Below are 21,276 nucleotides of genomic sequence, written 5' to 3'. Positions count from 1 at the left end.
TCTATTTACGGCAGAATAACAGCACTTTAAATCACAGCATAGGCCAGAGTATGAGTCAGGTATTAGCCAATTTATTATCTTTACTAAAGCTAGAAACTATAGAGCTTGGGCTATATCGTGGTCAGAGTCAGGATTTGGGCTTCAAAGCCGTGTTCGGTGGCCAGGTAATGGGGCAGGCGTTATCGGCTGCTAAAGAAACCTTGCCGGAAGAGCGCAAGGTGCATTCCTTTCATTCTTATTTTTTGCGGCCGGGCGATGCCAGCAAGCCCATCGTTTATGAAGTTGAAAATATTCGGGATGGGAAAAGTTTTAGCACTCGCAGAGTCAGTGCTATTCAGTTTGGTAAACCCATTTTTTATATGACGGCCTCTTTTCAAACCGAAGAGCAGGGATTTGAGCATCAAACACCCATGCCAGCCGTACCCGGACCTGATGAGTTAGTGTCTGATTTAGATTTTTATCAGCAGCATGCCGCACAAATTCCGGAAAAGTTGCGCAGCAAGTTTATTTGTGAAAAACCGATAGAAATGCGACCAGTGGATTTTCAAAATCCCTTTTCACCGCAAGTGAGCGCGCCAAAGCGTTTTGTTTGGTTTAAAGCCAATGGCAATATGCCGGATGATGTCAGGGTACATAAATATTTGTTAGCGTATGCCTCGGACTTTAATTTTTTACCTACGGCACTGCAGCCACATGGTCGCTCTTTTATGGCGCCGCAGATGCAAGTTGCCACCATTGATCATGCTATGTGGTTTCATCACGATTTCCGTTTTGATGATTGGTTGCTGTACGCGGTAGATAGCCCCGCCGCTTCAGGCGGCCGGGGCTTGGTACAGGGCCAGTTTTTTAGTCGGGATGGCAAGCTGGTGGCTACCACCATCCAGCAAGGCGTGATTCGGGAGTATCAGGTCTGAGGGATCTGCTCTGGCATAATGCTGTTAATACTTTGCAATACCTCGCTGCGTAGCAATAGGTTAACGGTTTTAGCCAGATTGGCCAAACTTGCCGTGGCATTTACTCTATTGTCTTGATCCAATTGGGTATAGCCCTCGGCTTTTAACGCCTGACTAAGGGTGGCAAACAGGTTTTTGTCATAATATTCTGGGGCATTAATGCCATGCAGGGCCAGTAGTCGCTGCGCCAGCTGATGGCTTTGCTGCTCCAGTTCTGCGCGATTGAGTGGGCCATGAGCCCGCAGTAAGTTAAATACCATCGCATAGCGTTGTAAAGTATGTTCGGCATTATGCGCTAAGAGGTCAAGCATAAAGTATTCGCGGCTATGTTGAGCGGGCGCCTGATACAAGTCGCCATCTTGGAGCAATAATCCCTGGCTGGTTAATTGCTGCAAAATCGTTTTGCTGTACTGGCTAACTGAAGGGACATATAAATACAGCTCTTGGCGTAATAAACCGTAGAGTTGTTCGACCAGTATCAAAAGTTGCTGTTGGTGTAACTGCCCCTGACGCAGCACAGCTGCCGCTAAAATAGCGGGTAGGATAAATAAATGCAGTACGTTATTGCGGTAATAACTCATCAATACGGCATTAGCCGGGGTTAAGCTGATTAACTCACCAAAGCTATCGCGTGACACCTGAATTTTCTGCATCTTTTCTGCGTGGTCTATCATTTGCTCCGGGCTCATTTCCGGCAAACTCACTAAGCGGTGGTAGGGTGCTTGCTGCTGCAGTTGCAGATAACAGGTTAATTGCTGTAGCAGTTCCTGTCGGGTTAAGGTTTGTTTGTCACTGGCCAGTAAACAAAGAGCCAACATATTTATACTATTTAAGGCTGCAGCCTGATTAATATGTCGCATTATTTGATCTGATAATTTGGCAACCACTGGATTAAGCCATTGCGGTTTAGGTGCCTCTAACGCGTTAATTTCACCTTTCCAATCTGGCGCTTGTTGGTTTAAATATTGATTCAGCGAGATTGGCTCGCCGAAATTAACATAACCATAGCCGTAATCCCGTAAATTACGGATGGCTTTTAAAACGCCGGTTACCGATTCTTTCTTTTTGCCAGAGCCTTGTAGTTCGCTCAGGTAAGTATTGACCTCCATCACATGTTCGTAGCCCAGATAAACCGGTACTAAGGTCACTGGTCGATCAATACCTCTAAGCATCGATTGCACTGTCATTGCCAGCATGCCGGTTTTTGGGGTTAATAAACGACCGGTGCGGCTGCGGCCACCTTCGGTATAGTATTTAACCGCATAACCTTTCATAAAAAGCAGACTTAAGTATTCACGAAACACCGCGGAGTAAAGTTTATTACCGCTAAAGCTACGCCGGATAAAAAAAGCACCGCCGCGGCGAAACAAGGTGCCCGCTGGCCAGAAGTTCAAATTAATACCAGCAGCGATATGGGGCGGCACCAAGCCCTGATGATAGATAATATAGCTAAGTAGCAGATAATCCATATGGCTGCGATGACAGGGAACATAGACGATTTCGTGCCCTTTTTGCGCTAGATCGCGCAACATGTCGGCATTATTAATTTTGATGCCGTTATATAGCCTTTGCCACAACCAACTGAGTATCCGATCGCCAAAACGTAAGGTAGAAGTACGATAATCAGCTGCAATCTCTTGCAGTAACTTGCGGGCTTCTTGCTGAGCAGCACTAGGACTGATGCGTTTACTGCTTGCTTCATCTGCGATGGCTTTTTTCAGGGCAGGGGTCGCTAATAGTGCATTAAACAGCTGGCTGCGATTCATTAATTTTGGACCGGTAGCAGCTAATCGCTGCCGGTAAAAGTGAATTCGTGACATTCGTAACAGCTTACGGGCCGTGTCTTCGGCAGCGCCAAACTGGGCGGCCATTTGTTGTAAATCGACTGGTTTACTCAGACGCACCAGAGTATGGCGCCCTGAGATCAATACAATGACTAATTTTGCTAACCAATTAGGCGAGTGCGCTTCGCCTAGCAGCCATTTAATGCTGTTTTCTTTTCCGGGTGCACGGCCCCATAAAATGGCGGCCGGCATTAATTGTGCTTGTAAGGTTGGGTCTGCCAAATGGGCTGCTAACAATGCTTGACCTTGTTGTAGTGCCTGTGTTTTAGCGCGGCCGCCTATTAGCTGATGTGGTTTCTCCAAAAAAAGAGTGCGTGGTAATTGCTGACCATTAAGCGAAACAGATGCTAAAGGATCGGGCAGGGACAATTGCTGACAGACCCGGCGCAAGGTTGCCAGATCGCTGGCCGATTCGGTATGGCAGATATAAAATAAGGGCCGCTCAGTTACTATTCCTAACTGATTTAGTGGATTGTCTGGCACGATTTTAAATTTAACTAACAGCCGCAGTGGCCATTTCAAAAGCCTGGTAAACAGCGATAAGCTCGACAACATACCCAAAGATACCTAAATAAAAATTAATATTGCTTAGGTGGAGTTTAACATATCTTCGCCTCTGCACTTTTTAGCTAATACATTTTGTCTAAAATTAACTGCCACTAAGGTGCTCACAGCGAAAGGCGTAACACTTGGCATTTTGTAAAAGGCTGTATATACTCACAGTAAATACTGTATAGGTAGCCAGCATTATGAGACCACTTACGCCACGTCAGGCAGAAATTCTGCAACTTATTAAAGATTATCAGCAAGAAACAGGTATGCCGCCCACTCGAGCGGAAATTGCGCTGAAATTGGGGTTTAAATCAGCGAATGCCGCAGAAGAGCACTTAAAAGCGTTGGCAAAAAAAGGCGTGATTGAAATGCTGCCCGGAACATCCCGTGGTATCCGGTTGCTGGAAGATGACAATGCTCCCGAGCAGTTGGGCTTACCACTAATTGGTAAAGTAGCAGCAGGTCAGCCGATTTTAGCGGCAGAGCATGTACAAAATCATTATCAAATAGATGCGCATTTATTTAAACCTCATGCCGATTTTCTGTTAAAGGTGCAAGGGATGAGCATGCAGGACATCGGTATTTTGGACGGTGATCTATTAGCGGTGCATAAAACCAGTCAGGCTGAGCCTGGTCAGGTAATCGTGGCTCGCGTTGATGATGAGGTCACGGTAAAGCGTTTTCAGCGGAATGGTCATCAGGTATTACTGTTGCCAGAAAACCCAGAGTTTGAGGTGATTAAGGTGGATCTGCGCCAACAGCATTTTGCCGTGGAGGGCTTGGCTGTAGGGGTTATTCGCAATGGCTCCTGGTTATAAAGTACCTCTGACTCAATAAGTTATTTTACTGCTGCGCTGGTATGACCAGAAGGTTTTATCGGCGCTTTTGCATTTTAGGGGTTTACATAATCTCAATACTGGATAATTCTTAGTCGGTGACTGCTTAAAAAATAATAAAGGATAGCAGTAACTGATTTCAGCGCTTGCCTCGAAATCACTTAAAACAATAACAATAAAAAATTGCGAAACTTATCACATAGATTCGGTTGGGTGGGTAGTTAAAAACCGTGTAGTTCTGTGTACTTAGTTTCTGCAATTGCGTTGCAAATGACAGAGGAGAAGTACAGTGACAAACGCACGTTGTCTGGTTTGGTCGCTGCCGACCCTGCTTTTTGCCGCATCGGCAACTGCATCAACATCTATGCCTTTAAATATGACAAAAGGTGTTACGGAAATTAGTCAGCAGGTTTATCAACTGCATATGACGATTTTCTGGATTTGTTGCGTTATCGGTGCTGTGGTGTTTGGGATTATGTTTTGGTCCATCATTCGCCATCGTAAAGCAAGAGGGGTGCAGCCGGCTTCATTTCATGAAAGCACTAAAATAGAAATTCTTTGGACAGCCATTCCGATTGTTATTCTCATTGGTATGGCTATTCCTGCCACTAAAACGTTAATCGCAATGGAAGACACTACTGCGGCTGACGTGACAGTGCTAGTTACTGGGTCGCAGTGGAAATGGCATTACAAATATCTGGAACATGATGTTGAGTATTTCTCATTACTTGCCACGCCCCGCGAGCAAATAGCCAACAAATTGGCTAAAGGCGAAAACTACCTGTTGGAAGTTGATCGACCTTTAGTTATTCCTACCGGCAAGAAAGTACGTTTTCTAATGACGTCTGATGACGTAATCCATTCCTGGTGGGTACCTGCTTTTGCTATTAAAAAAGATGCTAATCCAGGTTTTATTAATGAGGCCTGGACTCGAGTAGACCACCCCGGTATCTATCGCGGTCAATGTGCTGAACTCTGTGGTAAAGATCATGGCTTTATGCCGATAGTGGTGATAGCTAAAGACCCCGCCGATTATCAAGCCTGGATAGTACAAGAAGAAACTCGGATTGCCGCAGCTAAAGCGGCTGAGCGCGAACTACTCGCCATGAACATGAGCATGCAAGAGTTAATGAGCACGGGAGAGCGGGTTTATCAGGGGTGGTGTGTCGCTTGCCATCAGGCGACGGGCGGCGGTTTACCGGGAATTTTCCCTGCCATTAAAGGTAGTCAGTTGGTGCTAACTGATCGCGCTGCGCATATTGATATTATCGTTAATGGTAAGCCTGGTACCGCCATGCAAGCATTTGGCCGGCAATTGAGCTTAAAAGAACTCGCCGCAGTCATTACCTATACCCGTAATGCATTTGATAATAACACCGGTGACACCGTGCAGGCTGCCGATGTGTTCGCTGTTCAGCAAGGCAAGGGAGAATAACGGATGTCAGCTATTACCTCAGAACATGATGATCATGCGCATGATCATAAGCCTAGCGGCATAAAGCGCTGGCTTTTTACAACTAACCACAAAGATATCGGTAGCATGTACCTTATCTTTGCTCTGCTTATGTTTTTTATTGGTGGTGCCATGGCAATGGTGATCCGATTGGAGTTATTTCAACCGGGTATGCAATTTGTTGAGCCGCAATTTTTTAACCAAATGACCACAGTGCATGGCCTCATTATGGTGTTTGGTGCCGTAATGCCTGCCTTTACCGGTTTAGCTAACTGGATGATTCCTATCATGATTGGTGCGCCAGATATGGCATTACCCCGCATGAATAACTGGAGTTTCTGGATTTTACCTTTTGCCTTTTTAATTCTTATTTTGAGCTTGTTTATGCCTGGTGGCGGCCCCGATTTTGGCTGGACTTTCTATGCGCCACTCTCCACAACCTACAGTAACGACAGTACCGCACTGTTTGTATTCGCGGTGCATATTATGGGTATTTCCTCCATTATGGGGGCAATTAACGTTATTGTGACTATTTGGAACATGCGCGCGCCGGGCATGACCTGGATGAAAATGCCGCTGTTTGTTTGGACTTGGTTTATCACGGCTTTTTTATTGATAATGGTGATGCCAGTTTTGGCTACCGTGGTAACGATGGTGCTGACGGATAAATACTTCGGTACCAGCTTTTTTGACGCGGCAGGTGGCGGTGATCCGGTGTTGTTTCAGCATATCTTTTGGTTCTTTGGTCATCCAGAAGTTTATATTATGATCTTACCTGCTTTTGGTATTGTCTCAGCCATTATCCCCACCTTCGCTCGCAAACGGCTTTTTGGTTATGCTTCAATGGTATACGCTACAGCCAGTATTGCCATTTTGTCCTTTTTGGTTTGGGCGCATCATATGTTTACAACAGGAATGCCGGTTTTTGCCACCCTGTTTTTTATGTATGCGACCATGTTAATAGCGGTGCCGACTGGGGTGAAGGTATTTAACTGGGTAGCAACCATGTGGCGGGGAGCTATGACCTTTGAAGTGCCGATGATGTTTGCGCTGGCTTTTATTGTGCTGTTCACTATTGGCGGTTTCTCAGGCTTAATGCTGGCAATTACACCGGCCGATTTCCAATACCATGATACCTATTTTGTGGTGGCGCACTTTCACTATGTGTTAGTGACTGGTGCTGTATTTTCTATTATTGCCGCTGCTTATTATTGGTTACCTAAGTGGACCGGCTATATGTACGATGAGCGTCTGGGCCAACTGCATTTTTGGTGTTCGCTAATTTCCGTCAACTTGCTATTTTTCCCAATGCATTTTGTGGGGTTAGCGGGTATGCCGCGCCGCATACCAGACTATGCACTGCAATTTGCCGACTTTAATGCCTTTATCAGTGTCGGTGGTTTCCTGTTTGGCCTGTCTCAGCTCATTTTTGTATGGGTGGTAGTGAAATGTGCCCGTGGTGGTGAAAAGGCAACGGCTCAGGTTTGGGAAGGGGCTGAAGGCCTGGAGTGGGAGATCCCGTCGCCTGCGCCTTATCACACCTTTGATACGCCACCGGTGATTAAATAGGACACAGCTATGCAAGCACATCGCGCTTTAGTGAGTAAATTATTGCTGGTCGCGCTACTGATGTTTGGCTTTGGTTATGCCTTAGTGCCCTTGTACGAGGTATTTTGTGAGGTTACCGGTCTTAATGGTAAAACCTCCAACACACCTGCTGCAATGTTGGTCGATGGGGTAGATACCAGCCGTGAAATTACCATTGAATTTTTAGCCAGGCCGAATAAAGACATGCCTTGGATCTTTAAACCGGAGATTCGCCGGATGACGGTGCATCCGGGAGAGGTTCATGTGATGAATTACCTGGCAGAAAACCCGACTTCACAATTTATCGTAGGGCAGGCGGTACCGTCGGTATCGCCTGGGCAGGCTGCCCTGTACTTGCATAAGATTGAATGTTTCTGTTTTACCCAACAACAATTAGCTGCTGGCAAAAATATGTTAATGCCAGTGCAGTTTTATGTGGACCCCGCGCTGCCAGCGCAGTTTAACACCATTACGCTGAACTATACCTTGTACGATGTGACGGCAAGCTGGCAGCCTGAGACGCAAATAGAAAAAATTGGGGAATAAAATGAGTAAAACCTATGAAAAGTATTATGTGCCAGCGCAAAGCCCCTGGCCAATAGTAGGTGCCGTAGCATTATTTTGTATTGCCTTTGGTGCCGGGCACTATGTGATTGATATGAGTAAACAGCAAAGCGGTTTTGGTGGTTGGTTGTTGCTGTTGGGGCTGGCTATCTTGGTTTTTATGTTAGTTGGCTGGTTTCGTAATGTGATTGAAGAGTCAATGACTGGCTTGTATAGCAGCCAAATGGATCGCTCATTTCGCCAGGGTATGAGTTGGTTTATTTTATCCGAAGTTATGTTCTTTATGGCGTTCTTCGGTGCCCTATTTTACGGCCGCTTTATTGCCATGGAGTGGTTAGGTGGTGCCAGTAACAATGCCATGACACATGCCATACTCTGGCCAGAGTTTCTGCCATCCTGGCCGCTGCTGAAAACGCCAGGTGGTATTGAAACTCAGGCCATGCCGGCCTGGGGCTTACCGGCAATTAATACAGCGATTTTAATTATCTCGTCCATAACCTTGCATTTTGCTCACACTGGGCTGAACCAAAATAAACGTGGTCAACTTAAGTTTATGCTGGGTTTGACCTTGGTGCTGGGGGCAATATTTCTCTGTTTACAAGGCTATGAATACGTACATGCTTATCGTGATTTGGGATTACGGTTAGATTCAGGTTTTTACGGCAACACCTTTTTTCTGTTAACCGGTTTTCATGGCGTGCATGTTACCTTGGGTGCGGTTATTTTGTTGTTCGTATTTTTCCGGGTACTCAAGGGGCATTTTACCCCTGAAAAACACTTTGCGTTTCAAGCTGGGGCTTGGTACTGGCACTTTGTTGACGTGGTTTGGATTTGTTTATTCTTCTTCGTCTACGTGTTGTAACACCAGTACCTTTTTTGCCTGAGTTAGTATGGCCGTGGGTTAGGGGTAATTAAACCTGCGGCTATAGCAACTAAAATAAGCACCAGTGCAATGGCAGAGAAAAGTACGCGTTTACCCAAAAAGTGTGACATAGGTACGGTGCTGTCTTGCTGGCGTAACATCGCTAAGCCGGCGCGAAACAGATTAAAAAGAATAAATAATAATAATAATGTGATGATTATTTTAATCAGCATAAATAACTCCGGAGTTTGACTGATGCAGTTTACGTTGTTCGGTCACAAATTTTTCGTTAACCGCCTTTGGTTAATGATTACTCTGGCTGCTTTTGCCATTTTAATCAAGTTGTCGTACTGGCAATGGCAGCGGGCAGCAGAAAAAACAGTGCAATTGCAGCAACTCGCTGTGCAGCAGCAACAAGGCCCGGTATTGGGTGCAAGCTTGCTGGCACAGGCAGTGACCGAGGTTGACGGCTTGGTCGTTAGGGATCAAGCCTATTGGCTACCACCTTACGTTTGGCTTTTGGATAATCAAATTGTAGAAGGGCGTGTTGGTTATGATGTGATCATTCCGGTGCAATTTGCTGATGCCAGTAGTTTGGTATTGGTAAATCTGGGATGGTTGGCGGCGCCCGGCAGTCGGCAACAGCTGCCACAACCAGAGATCCCTGAAGTGTTGCAACTGGATGCGCTGGCTAGAACCAAATTGGGTGGCGTGCTGCTTGGCCAGAACCTGGAAGGTAACAGTTACCCCATGCGTATGCAGCAAGTTGACTTTGCTACTTTGCAACAACAACTTCCCTTATCACTTTACCCTGCTTTACTGTATCAGCAACAGCCTTCTGCTTTTATCCCACATTACCAACCTGTGGTGCTGCCACCAGAAAAACATCGCGGCTATGCGTTGCAATGGTTTGGTTTGGCGATAGCGGTGCTAGGTGTGGCAATTGCCGCCAGCATCCAGCCCAAAATAAGAGTAACCGGAGAAAAACATGAATAAGAATAAATTTTTATTACTCTTTATCCTTTGTTGTGTGCTGCCTTTGCTTGCCGCAAAGTTGGTGCTGGAATTCGGTTGGTTTAACCCAGGTAGTTCCAGCCAGGGGCAGTGGTTGCAGCAAGAAATTTACTTACTAGACGATGCCAGTAAGCAGCCAAACCACTGGCGTATAGCGGTCGTGGCGGAAGAATGTCAGCAACAACGTTGTCAGCAAGCGTTACATACGGTACAGCAGCTCTATTTAGGGCTGGGGCGGAAACAAAAGCAGGTGCAACCGGTGTTTGTCGGCCAAACCTTGCCTGCCGATTATCCGGTATTTCAGTTACATCAAACTCAAGCTGCCAGTCAATTACAAAATCAGATAATTCTGGTTGATCAACAAGGTTTAGCTTTGCTCAGTTACCCAATGCCGGAGCAAGCGGAGCAAATGGCTGCTACTGCAAAAGCGATACGCGCTGATCTGATGAAGTTACTTAATTATGATAGGACCAGCGTATGAAGCAGCTAAAGCAAATGACGCCAAAGCAATATTACCAACAAGGAGTGTCAGTATGACAATACAGAAAAAGCTAATTACTTTTACCTTGTGCTGGACCATGCTGGTAATTATTTTGGGTGCTTATACCCGGTTAACCGACGCCGGGCTAGGTTGTCCGGATTGGCCTGGCTGCTACGGCTTTCTAAAGGTACCGCATAAGGCGGAAAAAATGGAGCTGGCAGCAGCCCGTTTTCCAGAGCGGCCGCTGGAGCATCATAAAGCCTGGAATGAAATGATTCATCGCTATTTGGCAGGCACGCTCGGTCTGTTGATTGGTGCGTTGTTTATCATCAGTTGGCGCCAAAGAAAGCGCTTAACCGTCTTGCCCTCGGCTTTATTAGCCATCGTTATATTTCAGGCGACCTTAGGTGCCTGGACGGTCACTATGGGTTTACTGCCGATCGTGGTATTGGCGCATTTGCTCTTTGGTTTTATTTTATTTAGTTTGTTGGCGCTCTATTGGCTGCAGCAACGGCCTGCCTGGCGCAATTCAGAAGTCCGGTTGCAGGCATTAAAGCCGCTGGCACTGCTGGCGTTGGTCGTGGTGGTATTGCAGATTGCGCTAGGCGGCTGGACTGCAGCCAACTACGCTGCCTTAGCCTGTATTGATTTACCACTTTGTGAGGCGGGTTGGAGCAATCGTTTGGCTTTTGCTGAGGCCTTTGATTTACATCTGGGGCATGACGATTACGAATATGGCGTGATGTCACAAGATGCCAGAGCGACGATTCATGTGCTGCATCGATTGGGAGCCATAGTCACGCTTTCTATCGTTGCTTGGTTTAGCTGGCGTCTATATCGTTTGGCTGAAACAACCTTAATGCAGCGTTTTGCTCAGGCTATAGCGCTGGTTTTGCTGCTACAGTTTGTGTTGGGCTTATTAAATATTGTGCTGCATCTACCTTTAGCGAATGCCGTTGCCCATAACTTTGTTGGGGCAAATTTAATGATGTTGCTGGTGGTGACTTATTATCAAATTAGTAGGCCGCAAGGCAGGGAGGTTTAAATGGCGACGATACTTTTATCCCGGCAGCACAGCCGGTTATGGCGTGATTATCTGGAGTTGACCAAACCTAAGGTGGTGGCGCTACTGGTATTAACTGCCTGGGTTGGTATGGTGTTGGCCAGTGACAGTCTGGCGTCCTGGCCTTTGCTAATTAGTGCAACCTTAGGCATAGGCTTGCTATCAGCCGCTGCGGCAGCGCTAAACCATGTGGTTGATCAACGGATCGATGCCTTAATGGCGCGTACCCATAGCAGGCCGGTAGCGCGTGGCAGGGTAAGCAGTAAAAACGCCATAGTCTTTGCCTGTAGTTTGGCGTTAAGTGGTTTTCTGTTGCTCTATTTTACGGTAAACCCGTTAACCGCTTGGTTAACGTTGCTGAGTTTATTTGGTTATGCCGTGGTGTACACCATGTTCTTAAAACGTGCTACCCCACAGAATATTGTTATTGGTGGTTTGGCTGGCGCTATGCCGCCGTTGTTGGGTTGGACGGCCGTGAGCGGTGAGTTACACGGCCATGCATTGTTGCTGGTAATGATTATTTTTGCCTGGACGCCACCGCATTTTTGGGCACTGGCCATTCATCGGCGCGATGATTATGCCAGAGTGAATATGCCGATGTTGCCGGTAACCCATGGTATCGATTTTACCAAAAGTGCCATCCTACTTTATACCCTATTACTGTGTTTGGTGTGCTTACTGCCCTATATCGTGGGGATGACAGGGGCCATTTACCTGGTGGGGAGCACGTTGTTGAACCTGCGCTTCTTACAATACGCCTGGAAGTTAAAATTTGCCGCCGACAGTAGCACCGCCATGGCGACTTTTAAGTTTTCGATTGTGCATTTAATGGTACTCTTTCTGGTATTACTGGTTGACCATTATTTCAAGGTGCTGGCGCTTTATGTCTGATAAATTAACACTGAGTAAATTGGCTTTTCCGCTATTACTTATCGCTTCGTTAATTGCGGGGGTGGCTTCCTATCTGTTCTGGCAGCAGCAGGCAGAGCCGAAACAGGCGTTAGTCTATCCGCAAGCGCGCAATCTGGTTGAATTTACCTTAATTGATCAACATGGCAATACGGTGGGGCGGGAAGATCTTTATCAGCAATGGACGTTAGCCTTTGTCGGTTATACCTATTGCCCGGATATTTGCCCGCTTACCCTGGCCAAGTTGGCAGGGGCCCAGGAAGAACTGGCGGCGATGGTGCAAGAGCCATTAAAGATCTGGTTTATCTCGGTCGACCCACAACGAGATACGCCAACGCAAATTAATGATTATGTGAATTATTTTCAGCAACCGGCAATACTGGGGGTAACTGCAGGTCATGATCAGTTGTTCCCCTTTGTCCGGCAACTGGGGTTGATGTATGCGATGAGTAGCAATGCTGAAGGCAATTATCTGGTTGATCACAGCGCTTCTGTGGTGCTGATTAATCCACAAGGTCAATTGGTCGCCATGTTTAAGCCTGAAATGGTAGTTGGGCAGCCGCCGGTCATTAATACCGAGCAGCTGCTAGCAGACTTTCCATTAGTGCTGGCGCGTTTACGCTAACATAAAGTTAGTTTAACCAGGGCTGCGAATACCAGTAAAAGTAACCGCGTTTGCTTAGTGAGGGCGCAGTACAATTGTAACGGCTACGTCCTCTGTTTACTGGTTTGCTGGCTTTGACTTCAAAGGTGGTCGCATTGAGCCAGGTTGGTTCTAATACTTCAGAACCCGCATAGCAGCGCAACTGCTCCGCCCTAAAATCTTCTATTTTTAATTCCAGGCGTAATACAGGCGGATTGCTGCTAATCACCTGATTGGCCGCTAAATAGCCGGTGATCGGAAAGGCGAGGGTGCGAAACTTCTGACTCAAGTCTTTTAAATCGGCATATTGGCCTGCTGCCGGATAGCGCGGAATGCGGGTTAGTTTGGTCAGTGGGCCAATAGCGCCAGATTGCTGACCTATGCCGATAAAACCTAATTTGCTCATTAACGCCTCTAGCGCATCGCTAAATTCACCATAAGGATAAGCCAGCCATTGATGGCTTTGTCCGGTTTCTTCTTTGATGCGTTGTTCGGCCTGCAAAATACTTTGTTGCATCCGCTTTAACCAATCAGCCTCGCTTTCACCTTGCTCAGGCCGGGCCATATGCTCATGCCACATGGCATGGTTGGCTACCAGCACGCCCTCATCAGCCATTTGCTTTACCTGTTGCCAGCTGAGTACCGGTCCAACCCGATCGTCAATGGCACCAGGGCTGATAAAAATGGTATAGGGGTAACCAAATTCCTGCAAAATGGGATGCGCTGTGGTGAAGTTGTTTTCATAGCTGTCATCAAAGGTAATCACCACGGCATTATCGGCAATAGGCTTACCGGTTTTCAGCTGGTCAATTAGCACGTCCAGGCCAATGACCTGAAAGTTGTTGTCGCGTAAATAATTTAAGTGCTCGCGAAACTCGGCAGAGGTAACACTGCTGACGCGTGGCGTATCTTCAGCCACATGGTGATAGATTAACATTACCGCGGCGCTGGCTGGCAGTTGCCATAGCAAGAAAACAAACAGCAAAAATACACGCATAAAAAAGCCCCGCTTAACTAAAGTACGGAGCTGTTATAGCACAGACAGCGAAAAAAAGCTGCTGGCGCGTGCTAGCTGCAATGCTATCTATTAAGCACTAAAGCTTAGTAGTAGGAGTGCTCACCGCGTTGATGTTCAGTAATATCTTTCACACCGCTCAGCTCGCCAATAAAGCGGTTTAGCAGCTCTTTTTCAATGCCTTCTTTTAGCGTCAGATCAACTTGTGAACAGCCATTACAGCCGCCACCAAATTGCAGTATGGCGACACCTGCCTCGGTAAGCTCCATTACAGTTACACGGCCACCATGGTTAGCTAATTGCGGGTTAATCTCGCTATCGATAACATACTGCACGCGCTCTAACAGAGGTGCGTTGTCATTCACCTTGCGTACTTTGGCATTCGGCGCTTTTAACGTTAACTGAGAGCCCATCTGATCGGTCACAAAATCAATTTCTGCATCAACTAAAAAGGGTTTACTCTCTTCATCGACCACGGCGTCAAAGCCAGTAAAGCTTAACCGAATATCGGTATCTTCTACCGCATCAGCCGGGCAGTAAGATACGCCACACTCCGCTTGCGCCGTACCAGGGTTAACAACAAAGACCCGAATGTTGGTGCCAGCCGGTTGCTTTTCCAGCAGCTTGGCAAAGTGCGTTTGTGCCTGTTCAGAAATAGTGATCATAGTAGTACCTGACTAAATTACTAGGTTATGCCGTATAATACTCCTACTGTTGCAGCGATGCCAGTCCCGCTTGAGTTTTGTGCAGCTTTCTGGCTAACTTAGCCCCGAAGAATAGGGTACCCCCTAAGGGAGAACAATGAAAAAACTGGCTTTCTTTATTTTGCTCTGCTGTGTATGGCAGGCACAAGCGACATATTTTAATGAAACGGTGGCACGTGAAGTACCGGCACCTGAGCAAACACTGGGTTTTCCAGTGGGTGAATGGCATGCCCGGCACGATCAAATTCAACGTTATTTCGAGGTTTTGGCAACGCAGTCTGCGCGGGCACAACTTGAAGTGATAGGTACCACACATGAGCTGCGGCCTTTGTTGCAGTTAGTGGTTTCGTCACCAGATAATCTGGCGCGTTTGGATGAAATCCGCCAGCAGCATTTAGCGCAAGTACGCGGTAGTCGCGCAGTGAGTGAGAATAGTCCGGTGATTATCTGGTTGGGCTATGGCGTGCATGGTAACGAGCCAAGTGCGGCCAATGCAGCCTTGGTGTTGGCGCATTATCTTACTGCCAGCAACAATCCTGAAGTACAACAATGGTTGCAACAAGCGGTGATTTTAATTCAGCCCAGCTTAAACCCGGATGGTCATGATCGCTTTGCGCTTTGGGCGAATATGCATCGCGGCAAAACGCCAGTGGCTGATCCGCAGCATCGTGAACATGTTGAGCCTTGGCCTAATGGTCGCCCCAATCATTACTGGTTTGATTTAAACCGGGATTGGTTGTTACTACAACATCCGGAAAGTCAGGCGCGTATCGCCCAATTCCATAAATGGCAACCGAATATCGTGGGTGATTTCCATGAAATGGGCACCAATAGCAGCTATTTTTTTCAGCCGGGAATTCCGAGCCGTAATTATCCCCTCACGCCAGAGCGTAACTTTGAGTTGACGCGTATTCTGGCTGGTTTTCATGCTCAGGCCTTTGACCAGCGCGGTCAGCTATATTACACCGAAGAAAGCTTTGACGATTTTTATGTCGGTAAAGGCTCTACCTATCCTGATATCACGGGTAGCGTGGGTATTTTGTTTGAACAAGCCAGTAGTCGTGGCCATGTGCAGGAATCAATCAATGGTTTACTGACCTTTGCCGATACAATAAAAAATCAGTTCGATGCTTCCTTGTCAACTATCCGTGGTGCGGTTGCTAATCGGCAAGCTTTACTCAGTTACCAGCAGGAGTTCTTTCAAAGTGCTACCCAGCAGGCTCGTGCCGAAAGGGTTAAGGGCTATATTTTAACTGAAGCCCAAGATCGCAGCCGATTAGAGGCTTTGCTGCAATTGTTGGCTCAGCATCAGATTGCCGTCTATCCACTTACGCAAGACTGGCAGTATGAGCAAACGCAATTTCGCGCAGGCCAAAGTTATTATGTGCCCCTGCAACAAACGCAATATCGTTTAGTAAAGGCCGCTTTTAGTACGGAAAAAAGCTTTAACGACAATACGTTTTATGATGTATCGGCTTGGACATTACCTTATGCCTACAATATTGCGTTTACTGCGGTAAACCGTGAGCCAGGGCGGGCAGCAGCTGAGCAACCCTGGCAATGGCAGCCTAGACAAAGACAAACCAGCCCGCAAGCAGATGGCTACGCCTACGTGTTAAATTGGCAGGATCAATTAGCTCCTGTTGCGTTACATGCCATGTTAAGCGAGGGCTTAATAGTACGTGCCGCTTTGGGAGATTTTACCGGCAATACGCCGCAAGGTAACCGTAATTTTAAAGCTGGCGCCATGGTCGTTGCCGCTGGCTTGCAGCAGCACCCAGATTGGTTTTTCCGCTTACAAAGAATACAAGAGCGTTTTAACTTGCCGGTGTACACCCTAACTACCGGGTTAACCAGTCGCGGTAGTGATTTAGGTAGCAATAATTTTACGCCAGTGCAGTTACCACAGGTGCTTTTGATTGCAGGTCCTGGCGTTAATTCAACCGAGGCAGGGGAAGTTTGGTACAACCTGGAGCGCTTAGCGGGTATTTCACCGACGATGGTTGAGCCAGAGCGCTTAAACCGGATAAATTTGCACCGTTATACGCATATTATTTTGCCTGATGGTGATTATCGCAACTGGCAAGAGACTGAAATAAATCGCTTGCGGCAATGGGCGCAACAAGGTGGCGTGCTTTGGGGACATAAACGGGGCGCAGCCTGGCTGGTCGATGCCAAGCTGCTACAAGCCGGAGTTTGGTCTGGGAGCGAGATGAGTAAACTGATTCCACAGCAAGACCTCAGTTATGCGGACAAAGAGGCGCTGGCGGGTAAACAACGTATTGCCGGTGCAATCTTTAATGCGGAGCTCGATCTTAGTCATCCCTTGACCTTTGGTATTAACCGTAAAGATTTACCAATATTTAAAAACAGTAATATGCTGTTGCAGCCTAGTTCGTCACCCTTCGTCAATGTGGCCTGGTACAGCAATGAACCACATTTAGCGGGTTACACTGCTGCAGAATATATACCGCGCATCGCACAGGGTGCCGCATTGGTAGCGCATAATCTTGGTAGAGGTAGGGTTATTGGTATGACAGATAACCCGGTTTTCCGTGGTTATTTCCAGGGTTCTAGCCGATTACTAATTAATGCGATCTATTTGGGGCAAAGTTTTAATGCGGTCGTTCAAGCTGAAGAATGATCGGCATTCGGGGTTACTGCTAACGTCCACAAGCTGAGCTGAGTCACTCCATGCTGTTTGAGTATTATGGCCAGCTGATTGGCTGTGGTACCGGTGGTTACCACATCATCAACCAGGGCAACATGTGCAGGTAACAGCTGTACTGTTGCCAGCGAGAAAGCGCCAGCAAGATTTTGCTGGCGCTGTAGCCGGTTTAAGCCAACCTGACTTGCGGTTTCCTTACGTCGTTGTAACACGTCCAGCAATGGAATGCCTAGCTGCGTAGCGACGCACTCTGCCAGAATTTTCGCCTGATTAAAACCGCGCTTACGTTCTTTCTTTGGGGTCATAGGTACATATACAATAGCTGCTGGTAGCGGTTGCCCAGCTTGTTGGTAACGCAATAGTAGCGCCTGAAATTGTTGTTGCAATAAACGCGCGGCAAATAGATCACCATGAAACTTCCAGCGACGGATCCAATGTTGGTAAGGGAGTTGATACCAACCCAAGCTAAGTAGCCGGTCAAAGTGAGCCTTTGGTAAACCAGCACTGACAGCAGGTAACCATAGCAGGTTATAATGGCATAACTGATAGGGGAGTTGTGGTAATGCCCCTTGGCATTCTGAGCAAAGTAACTCTTGGTGTTGTTGCACCGGTAATGAGCACCACAAGCAGGGTGAGGGTAGCAGTTTTTGCCACAGCCAACGTAATTTGTCTACAAAAGGCATAATACTATTAGCATTCTAAAACATAAGGTAAGCATGGCAGAGAATCAGAAAATTGCTCAGCCCTCGTTGGTGCTTTTTCATGGCTGGGGATTAAATAGTGGGGTTTGGCAAGGTGTTAAAGCGCTTTTGCCAGATCGGTGCAATTTGATCACGCCTGATTTGCCGGGGTTTGGCCAAAATCGTGATTTTCCAGCATCTTATCAGTTAGCAGAGGTCGTGGCGCAGCTCGCTGAGCAAGTTCCGGACAATAGCTATGTATGTGGTTGGTCGCTTGGTGGTTTGTTGGCTATTGCTTTAGCCAAACAATATCCGCATAAAGTCGCCCGTCTGGGGCTATGTGCAGCATCGCCGTGCTTTTTAGCAACCACGGATTGGCCTGGAATGCAAGCTAAGGTATTGCAGCAGTTTGCTGCGGCACTGAGCGAAAATATTGCGCTGACTATTCAACGGTTTTTAGCGATTCAAGCAATGGGATCTGAACATGCACGCGCTGATATTCAGCAGTTACGTCAAACTATAGCGGCTTACCCGTTACCTGAGCCGGCTGCTGTACAGGGGGCTTTACGTTTGTTAGCTGAACAAGACTTGCGCAACCTACTACCGAGCTTATCTCAACCTGTTAGTGGCTGCTTTGGTCGGTTAGATTCGTTAGTGCCTGTAGGTGTGGTGCCGCTGCTACAACAATTAGTACCCAGCGGCAAATTTACTGTGTTTGAGAAAGCGTCGCATGCCCCCTTTATTTCACATCTACCCGATTTTGTACAATGGCTAACTAATTGGGCCGAACTTGCAGATTAGCTTTCTTTTTTGATGGTTTTGGTCAATAATTGAGCTATGGTGTTTTCTAGGAGTGAAGTTATGCAAATACAATCTGCGTTTAATGCGGGTATGCAAGGTTTGCAACGCGCCTCTGCCGGTATTACTGAGGAAACGATTAATATCAATCGGCAAACACAACAGAATCGCCAACAGGAACAAGATGTGGCGGTGCAAGAACGGTCTGAGACTACGCCGGTGCAAACACAAACAGCGACATCAACACAGGATGTGACGCAGTCTCTAGTGCGTATGGAACAGCAGCAACAGCAAGCCCAAGCAAATGTTCGCTCGTTGCGCACTGCAGATGAGATGCTGGGCAGTATTATAGACGTTCGCGTTTGAAGTGTATGAGCTAGCTTATGCAAATTACCTCGTACTACCCCAACGTCAGCATTAACACCGCCAACCCTCCGACGGAGCAAGCGCGGCGTGATATGCAACGGCGTGAATTGGTAGAACCTGTGCGTGAGATGGAGAAAGGCGCGGCAGAGCGTGGGGTAAATAGCGATGAGCGTAATCGTAGTGCCGGAAGCAATAATCCAGCAGTTACCCTGTATGACAGCAACGGCAAAGAAACAGAAACCCAGCAAGCGATAACTGGGCGAGAGGAGGAATCCTCATCTTCAGATCAACAATCTTCTTCCGAGCAACAATCTTCGCAACAGGAGCAAGCGGAACAGCAAGCCAGTGCTGAGCAGCAAGAGCTACGTGAGTTACAGGCCCGCGATCAGGAGGTTCGGGCGCATGAACAAGCGCATGCCACGGTCGGAGGCCGCTATGCCGGTACTCCTAGCTACGAATATCAGCAAGGTCCTGATGGCCGTCGTTATGCAGTAGGTGGTGAAGTGCAGATTGACCTGGCACCGGTTGCCGGCGACCCGCAAGCCACTATTCAAAAAATGCAGCAGGTTAAGGCTGCTGCCATGGCGCCGGCAGAGCCATCGGCTGCAGATCGCAGCATAGCCTCGGAAGCGACTAATCGTTTGTTGCAAGCTCAAGCCGAACTGATTGCTGAGCAATCACAGCAGCGTAATACGTCCTCCCCGACAGCGGCGACACAAACCGGCTCATCCGCATTAGCAAGCGATGATAGTGCTGTTGAGAGTGACGCTAAGGTTGCTGATATCGTCATACCACAACGTGAGCGGTTAGAACGTTCGCCGCTGATGCAACAACGTAGTGCTGTTATTCAGAACTTTTATCAATTGGCGACGGAGCCCAGCGTCAAACAATACCTACAGCAAGCCTAACCTCTGATTATCAAAAGCCCCGATTTGTATAAAAATCCGCTGTTCAGCGCGCGGCATATCCTAAAAAAGTTCATCTGCCTAAATAGATTAAAAATAGAGATAAAAACGGCTGAGAATAGTGCTTACGCCGGATGTTGTAGATTGTTCCCCTCCAAATATTAATTCATGCTGCCATACAACGCTGTTGTTACCCGATTGTTCGGGTTAACGCACTGGCCAATTTAAATATCATTAACAGGATATCGCAATGATACGATGGATACTTGCAGCCTTAATTTTACTACCTGCACTTGCTTACTATGTCTCGAACTTCATTTCTGTCACTGGCACCGAGCCTACTCCAGTAGCACAGAACACTCTCCTGCTAGCTGATGATGGTCCTTACGCTTTTTTTGACGAAACTGAGACCCAACTCACCGTGAAATGGCTTTGTGCACAGCAAGTCATAGAACAGCAACAAACGGTAGCCGAAGTCATAGTGCCTCGCTGTGCTTATAACAAGCCAATTGCAGTGCGTCCTACCAATCAAGTCGCAGTGCCAAGTCGCGCAGAGGCCAGCTCACTTGCGGTATTAAGCGATATTCCCGTTAACCGCTGCAGAAGCGCGCTATGAAGCACCAGATTATAGCGAGGCTTTACATGCCTTGGTCTATGTGAGTAACGAATCAGGCTATATGGAGATTTGGCGCGCCGATGCCCAAATGGAACAGCGCGAGCAGTTAACTCAACTCTTTGGCATGGTGAAATACCCGCAGTGGTCTAATGATGGCCGTTATATTGCTTTTGTTGGCCGCTTGCCAGCAGAAGAGAATGATAAGTTAATGCTGCTTGAGGTTAAAACAGGCCGGTTAACCCAATTACAAACTGGCGTGCGTTGGCATGGCCAGATTAGTTGGTGGTATGACGATAGTGCGGTTATTTTCTCGCACAATGGTAACTTATTCAGTATCACTATTCAGGATAAGCAAGTACAGCAGCTTACTACTCGTGGTGGGGTTTGGGCGCAAATGCCTGCCGCCGACAAACTGTATTTTAGTAAAGGCCGTAACCGCGGCCTGTGGCAGTTATTACCAAATGGCCAGGAAGTGCAACTATTAAGTGGCCAGATCTTTAGCTCCAGAACGGCCTGGGCGGTCGCAGATAACAAGATTTATTTTTTACAACAAAAGCCTGGCCAGCTTTTAGTCAGCTATTACGATACTGAGCAGCAACAGACCAAAGATCTCATCTTGTTGCCTCCAGACCAACTACACTTGCAAAGTGTGATGAGCTTTGACACCGTTAACCAGCGTTTGTTGTTTGAATTATCGATGTTACCGCGGGCCGACATCCATAAGATGCGCCACCCGCAATTGCAGTAGTTAAGCCTGCACTAT

22 protein-coding genes are annotated in these 21,276 nt (G+C 47.3%); 17 read left to right on the top strand and 5 right to left on the bottom strand.

Translation table 11 applies throughout. The features are described 5' to 3' along the window. Positions 1 to 50: 50 nt before the first annotated feature. Positions 51 to 914 (top strand): acyl-CoA thioesterase II, encoded by an 864-nt coding sequence (tesB, locus tag IE163_RS15175; protein ID WP_189433840.1) that lies wholly within the window; start codon positions 51 to 53, stop codon positions 912 to 914. Here the strand turns inward: tesB and plsB are convergent. Further along, positions 905 to 3,352 (bottom strand): glycerol-3-phosphate 1-O-acyltransferase PlsB, encoded by a 2,448-nt coding sequence (gene plsB / locus IE163_RS15170; RefSeq protein WP_189433839.1) that lies wholly within the window; start codon positions 3,350 to 3,352, stop codon positions 905 to 907. The two genes, tesB and plsB, sit on opposite strands and share 10 nt — an antisense overlap. A 194-nt stretch (positions 3,353 to 3,546) precedes the next feature. Between plsB and lexA the strand changes: the two genes are divergently transcribed. The 5 genes from lexA (at position 3,547) to IE163_RS15145 (ending at position 8,651) form a co-directional block, all read left to right on the top strand. Beyond that, a complete protein-coding gene (gene lexA / locus IE163_RS15165; RefSeq protein ID WP_189433838.1) occupies positions 3,547 to 4,167 on the top strand; it encodes a transcriptional repressor LexA in 621 nt (206 codons plus the stop codon). Between the two features lie 382 nt (positions 4,168 to 4,549). Further along, positions 4,550 to 5,620 (top strand): cytochrome c oxidase subunit II, encoded by a 1,071-nt coding sequence (coxB, locus tag IE163_RS15160; RefSeq protein ID WP_189433930.1) that lies wholly within the window; start codon positions 4,550 to 4,552, stop codon positions 5,618 to 5,620. A 3-nt stretch (positions 5,621 to 5,623) separates the two neighbouring features. Beyond that, positions 5,624 to 7,207: a cytochrome c oxidase subunit I gene (ctaD, locus tag IE163_RS15155; protein WP_189433837.1), complete on the top strand. Its 1,584-nt coding sequence runs from the start codon at positions 5,624 to 5,626 to the stop codon at positions 7,205 to 7,207. Between the two features lie 9 nt (positions 7,208 to 7,216). Beyond that, the gene (locus IE163_RS15150) at positions 7,217 to 7,771 is read left to right on the top strand and encodes a cytochrome c oxidase assembly protein (RefSeq protein ID WP_189433836.1); all 555 of its coding nucleotides are present in this window, start codon (positions 7,217 to 7,219) and stop codon (positions 7,769 to 7,771) included. A gap of 1 nt (position 7,772) precedes the next feature. Beyond that, positions 7,773 to 8,651: a cytochrome c oxidase subunit 3 gene (locus IE163_RS15145; RefSeq protein ID WP_189433835.1), complete on the top strand. Its 879-nt coding sequence runs from the start codon at positions 7,773 to 7,775 to the stop codon at positions 8,649 to 8,651. 23 nt (positions 8,652 to 8,674) lie between these two features. Here the strand turns inward: IE163_RS15145 and IE163_RS15140 are convergent, their stop codons facing one another. Further along, positions 8,675 to 8,884 carry a DUF2909 family protein gene (locus IE163_RS15140; RefSeq protein WP_189433834.1) on the bottom strand — a complete coding sequence of 70 codons (210 nt, stop codon included), beginning with the start codon at positions 8,882 to 8,884 and terminating at the stop codon, positions 8,675 to 8,677. A gap of 22 nt (positions 8,885 to 8,906) precedes the next feature. Between IE163_RS15140 and IE163_RS15135 the strand changes: the two genes are divergently transcribed. The 5 genes from IE163_RS15135 to IE163_RS15115 are packed head-to-tail and all read left to right on the top strand — an operon-like array spanning position 8,907 to position 12,743. Beyond that, positions 8,907 to 9,647 carry an SURF1 family protein gene (locus IE163_RS15135; protein WP_189433833.1) on the top strand — a complete coding sequence of 247 codons (741 nt, stop codon included), beginning with the start codon at positions 8,907 to 8,909 and terminating at the stop codon, positions 9,645 to 9,647. After that, complete coding sequence (locus IE163_RS15130; RefSeq protein WP_189433832.1) at positions 9,640 to 10,146, top strand: redox-active disulfide-containing membrane protein; 507 nt, start codon at positions 9,640 to 9,642, stop codon at positions 10,144 to 10,146. The genes IE163_RS15135 and IE163_RS15130 overlap by 8 nt, the downstream gene beginning before the upstream one ends. Before the next feature lie 52 nt (positions 10,147 to 10,198). After that, positions 10,199 to 11,191, top strand: a complete 993-nt coding sequence (locus tag IE163_RS15125; RefSeq protein WP_189433831.1) for a COX15/CtaA family protein — start codon at positions 10,199 to 10,201, stop codon at positions 11,189 to 11,191. Beyond that, positions 11,192 to 12,100, top strand: coding sequence for a heme o synthase (gene cyoE, locus IE163_RS15120; protein WP_189433830.1), 909 nt, complete (start codon positions 11,192 to 11,194; stop codon positions 12,098 to 12,100). Next, entirely contained in the window at positions 12,093 to 12,743 is a 651-nt protein-coding gene (locus tag IE163_RS15115; protein ID WP_189433829.1) for an SCO family protein, read from the top strand. Before cyoE ends, IE163_RS15115 begins: the two co-directional genes overlap by 8 nt. 7 nt (positions 12,744 to 12,750) lie before the next feature. Here IE163_RS15115 and IE163_RS15110 read toward each other — a convergent pair whose 3' ends face one another. Beyond that, positions 12,751 to 13,758, bottom strand: coding sequence for a polysaccharide deacetylase family protein (locus tag IE163_RS15110; RefSeq protein ID WP_189433828.1), 1,008 nt, complete (start codon positions 13,756 to 13,758; stop codon positions 12,751 to 12,753). 104 nt (positions 13,759 to 13,862) lie between these two features. Next, complete coding sequence (gene nfuA, locus IE163_RS15105; RefSeq protein ID WP_189433827.1) at positions 13,863 to 14,441, bottom strand: Fe-S biogenesis protein NfuA; 579 nt, start codon at positions 14,439 to 14,441, stop codon at positions 13,863 to 13,865. A gap of 136 nt (positions 14,442 to 14,577) precedes the next feature. Between nfuA and IE163_RS15100 the strand changes: the two genes are divergently transcribed. Then, a complete protein-coding gene (locus tag IE163_RS15100) occupies positions 14,578 to 17,124 on the top strand; it encodes a M14 family zinc carboxypeptidase (protein ID WP_189433826.1) in 2,547 nt (848 codons plus the stop codon). Here IE163_RS15100 and IE163_RS15095 read toward each other — a convergent pair. Further along, positions 17,109 to 17,831: a ComF family protein gene (locus IE163_RS15095; protein WP_189433825.1), complete on the bottom strand. Its 723-nt coding sequence runs from the start codon at positions 17,829 to 17,831 to the stop codon at positions 17,109 to 17,111. The two genes, IE163_RS15100 and IE163_RS15095, sit on opposite strands and share 16 nt — an antisense overlap. A 33-nt stretch (positions 17,832 to 17,864) precedes the next feature. Here IE163_RS15095 and bioH point away from each other — a divergent pair, with 33 nt between their 5' ends. From bioH to IE163_RS15070, 5 genes are all read left to right on the top strand, one after another. Then, the gene (bioH, locus tag IE163_RS15090) at positions 17,865 to 18,629 is read left to right on the top strand and encodes a pimeloyl-ACP methyl ester esterase BioH (protein ID WP_189433824.1); all 765 of its coding nucleotides are present in this window, start codon (positions 17,865 to 17,867) and stop codon (positions 18,627 to 18,629) included. 60 nt (positions 18,630 to 18,689) lie between these two features. Continuing rightward, positions 18,690 to 18,992: a hypothetical protein gene (locus IE163_RS15085; protein ID WP_189433823.1), complete on the top strand. Its 303-nt coding sequence runs from the start codon at positions 18,690 to 18,692 to the stop codon at positions 18,990 to 18,992. Between the two features lie 17 nt (positions 18,993 to 19,009). After that, positions 19,010 to 19,900, top strand: a complete 891-nt coding sequence (locus tag IE163_RS15080) for a putative metalloprotease CJM1_0395 family protein (protein WP_189433822.1) — start codon at positions 19,010 to 19,012, stop codon at positions 19,898 to 19,900. A gap of 247 nt (positions 19,901 to 20,147) precedes the next feature. Then, positions 20,148 to 20,513 (top strand): hypothetical protein, encoded by a 366-nt coding sequence (locus IE163_RS15075; protein ID WP_189433821.1) that lies wholly within the window; start codon positions 20,148 to 20,150, stop codon positions 20,511 to 20,513. A 40-nt stretch (positions 20,514 to 20,553) separates the two neighbouring features. Beyond that, positions 20,554 to 21,261 (top strand): TolB family protein, encoded by a 708-nt coding sequence (locus tag IE163_RS15070; RefSeq protein WP_189433820.1) that lies wholly within the window; start codon positions 20,554 to 20,556, stop codon positions 21,259 to 21,261. The last annotated feature ends 15 nt before the right edge of the window (positions 21,262 to 21,276 follow it).

The organism is Alishewanella longhuensis (assembly GCF_014653435.1).
GTDB lineage: Bacteria > Pseudomonadota > Gammaproteobacteria > Enterobacterales > Alteromonadaceae > Alishewanella > Alishewanella longhuensis.
Note: the sequence above shows the minus strand (reverse complement) of the source record. Positions and strands in the feature narration are given on the sequence as shown.

Coding starts and splice junctions, on each gene's coding strand:
- IE163_RS15115 (WP_189433829.1), top strand. CDS start 12,093: ATGTCTGATAAATTAACACTGAGTAAATTGGCTTTTCCGCTATTACTT.
- IE163_RS15095 (WP_189433825.1), bottom strand. CDS start 17,831: ATGCCTTTTGTAGACAAATTACGTTGGCTGTGGCAAAAACTGCTACCC.
- IE163_RS15100 (WP_189433826.1), top strand. CDS start 14,578: ATGAAAAAACTGGCTTTCTTTATTTTGCTCTGCTGTGTATGGCAGGCA.
- IE163_RS15110 (WP_189433828.1), bottom strand. CDS start 13,758: ATGCGTGTATTTTTGCTGTTTGTTTTCTTGCTATGGCAACTGCCAGCC.
- nfuA (WP_189433827.1), bottom strand. CDS start 14,441: ATGATCACTATTTCTGAACAGGCACAAACGCACTTTGCCAAGCTGCTG.
- IE163_RS15135 (WP_189433833.1), top strand. CDS start 8,907: ATGCAGTTTACGTTGTTCGGTCACAAATTTTTCGTTAACCGCCTTTGG.
- IE163_RS15085 (WP_189433823.1), top strand. CDS start 18,690: ATGCAAATACAATCTGCGTTTAATGCGGGTATGCAAGGTTTGCAACGC.
- IE163_RS15125 (WP_189433831.1), top strand. CDS start 10,199: ATGACAATACAGAAAAAGCTAATTACTTTTACCTTGTGCTGGACCATG.
- ctaD (WP_189433837.1), top strand. CDS start 5,624: ATGTCAGCTATTACCTCAGAACATGATGATCATGCGCATGATCATAAG.
- IE163_RS15080 (WP_189433822.1), top strand. CDS start 19,010: ATGCAAATTACCTCGTACTACCCCAACGTCAGCATTAACACCGCCAAC.
- tesB (WP_189433840.1), top strand. CDS start 51: ATGAGTCAGGTATTAGCCAATTTATTATCTTTACTAAAGCTAGAAACT.
- IE163_RS15140 (WP_189433834.1), bottom strand. CDS start 8,884: ATGCTGATTAAAATAATCATCACATTATTATTATTATTTATTCTTTTT.
- bioH (WP_189433824.1), top strand. CDS start 17,865: ATGGCAGAGAATCAGAAAATTGCTCAGCCCTCGTTGGTGCTTTTTCAT.
- lexA (WP_189433838.1), top strand. CDS start 3,547: ATGAGACCACTTACGCCACGTCAGGCAGAAATTCTGCAACTTATTAAA.
- IE163_RS15130 (WP_189433832.1), top strand. CDS start 9,640: ATGAATAAGAATAAATTTTTATTACTCTTTATCCTTTGTTGTGTGCTG.
- plsB (WP_189433839.1), bottom strand. CDS start 3,352: ATGTTGTCGAGCTTATCGCTGTTTACCAGGCTTTTGAAATGGCCACTG.
- coxB (WP_189433930.1), top strand. CDS start 4,550: ATGCCTTTAAATATGACAAAAGGTGTTACGGAAATTAGTCAGCAGGTT.
- IE163_RS15145 (WP_189433835.1), top strand. CDS start 7,773: ATGAGTAAAACCTATGAAAAGTATTATGTGCCAGCGCAAAGCCCCTGG.
- cyoE (WP_189433830.1), top strand. CDS start 11,192: ATGGCGACGATACTTTTATCCCGGCAGCACAGCCGGTTATGGCGTGAT.
- IE163_RS15075 (WP_189433821.1), top strand. CDS start 20,148: ATGATACGATGGATACTTGCAGCCTTAATTTTACTACCTGCACTTGCT.
- IE163_RS15150 (WP_189433836.1), top strand. CDS start 7,217: ATGCAAGCACATCGCGCTTTAGTGAGTAAATTATTGCTGGTCGCGCTA.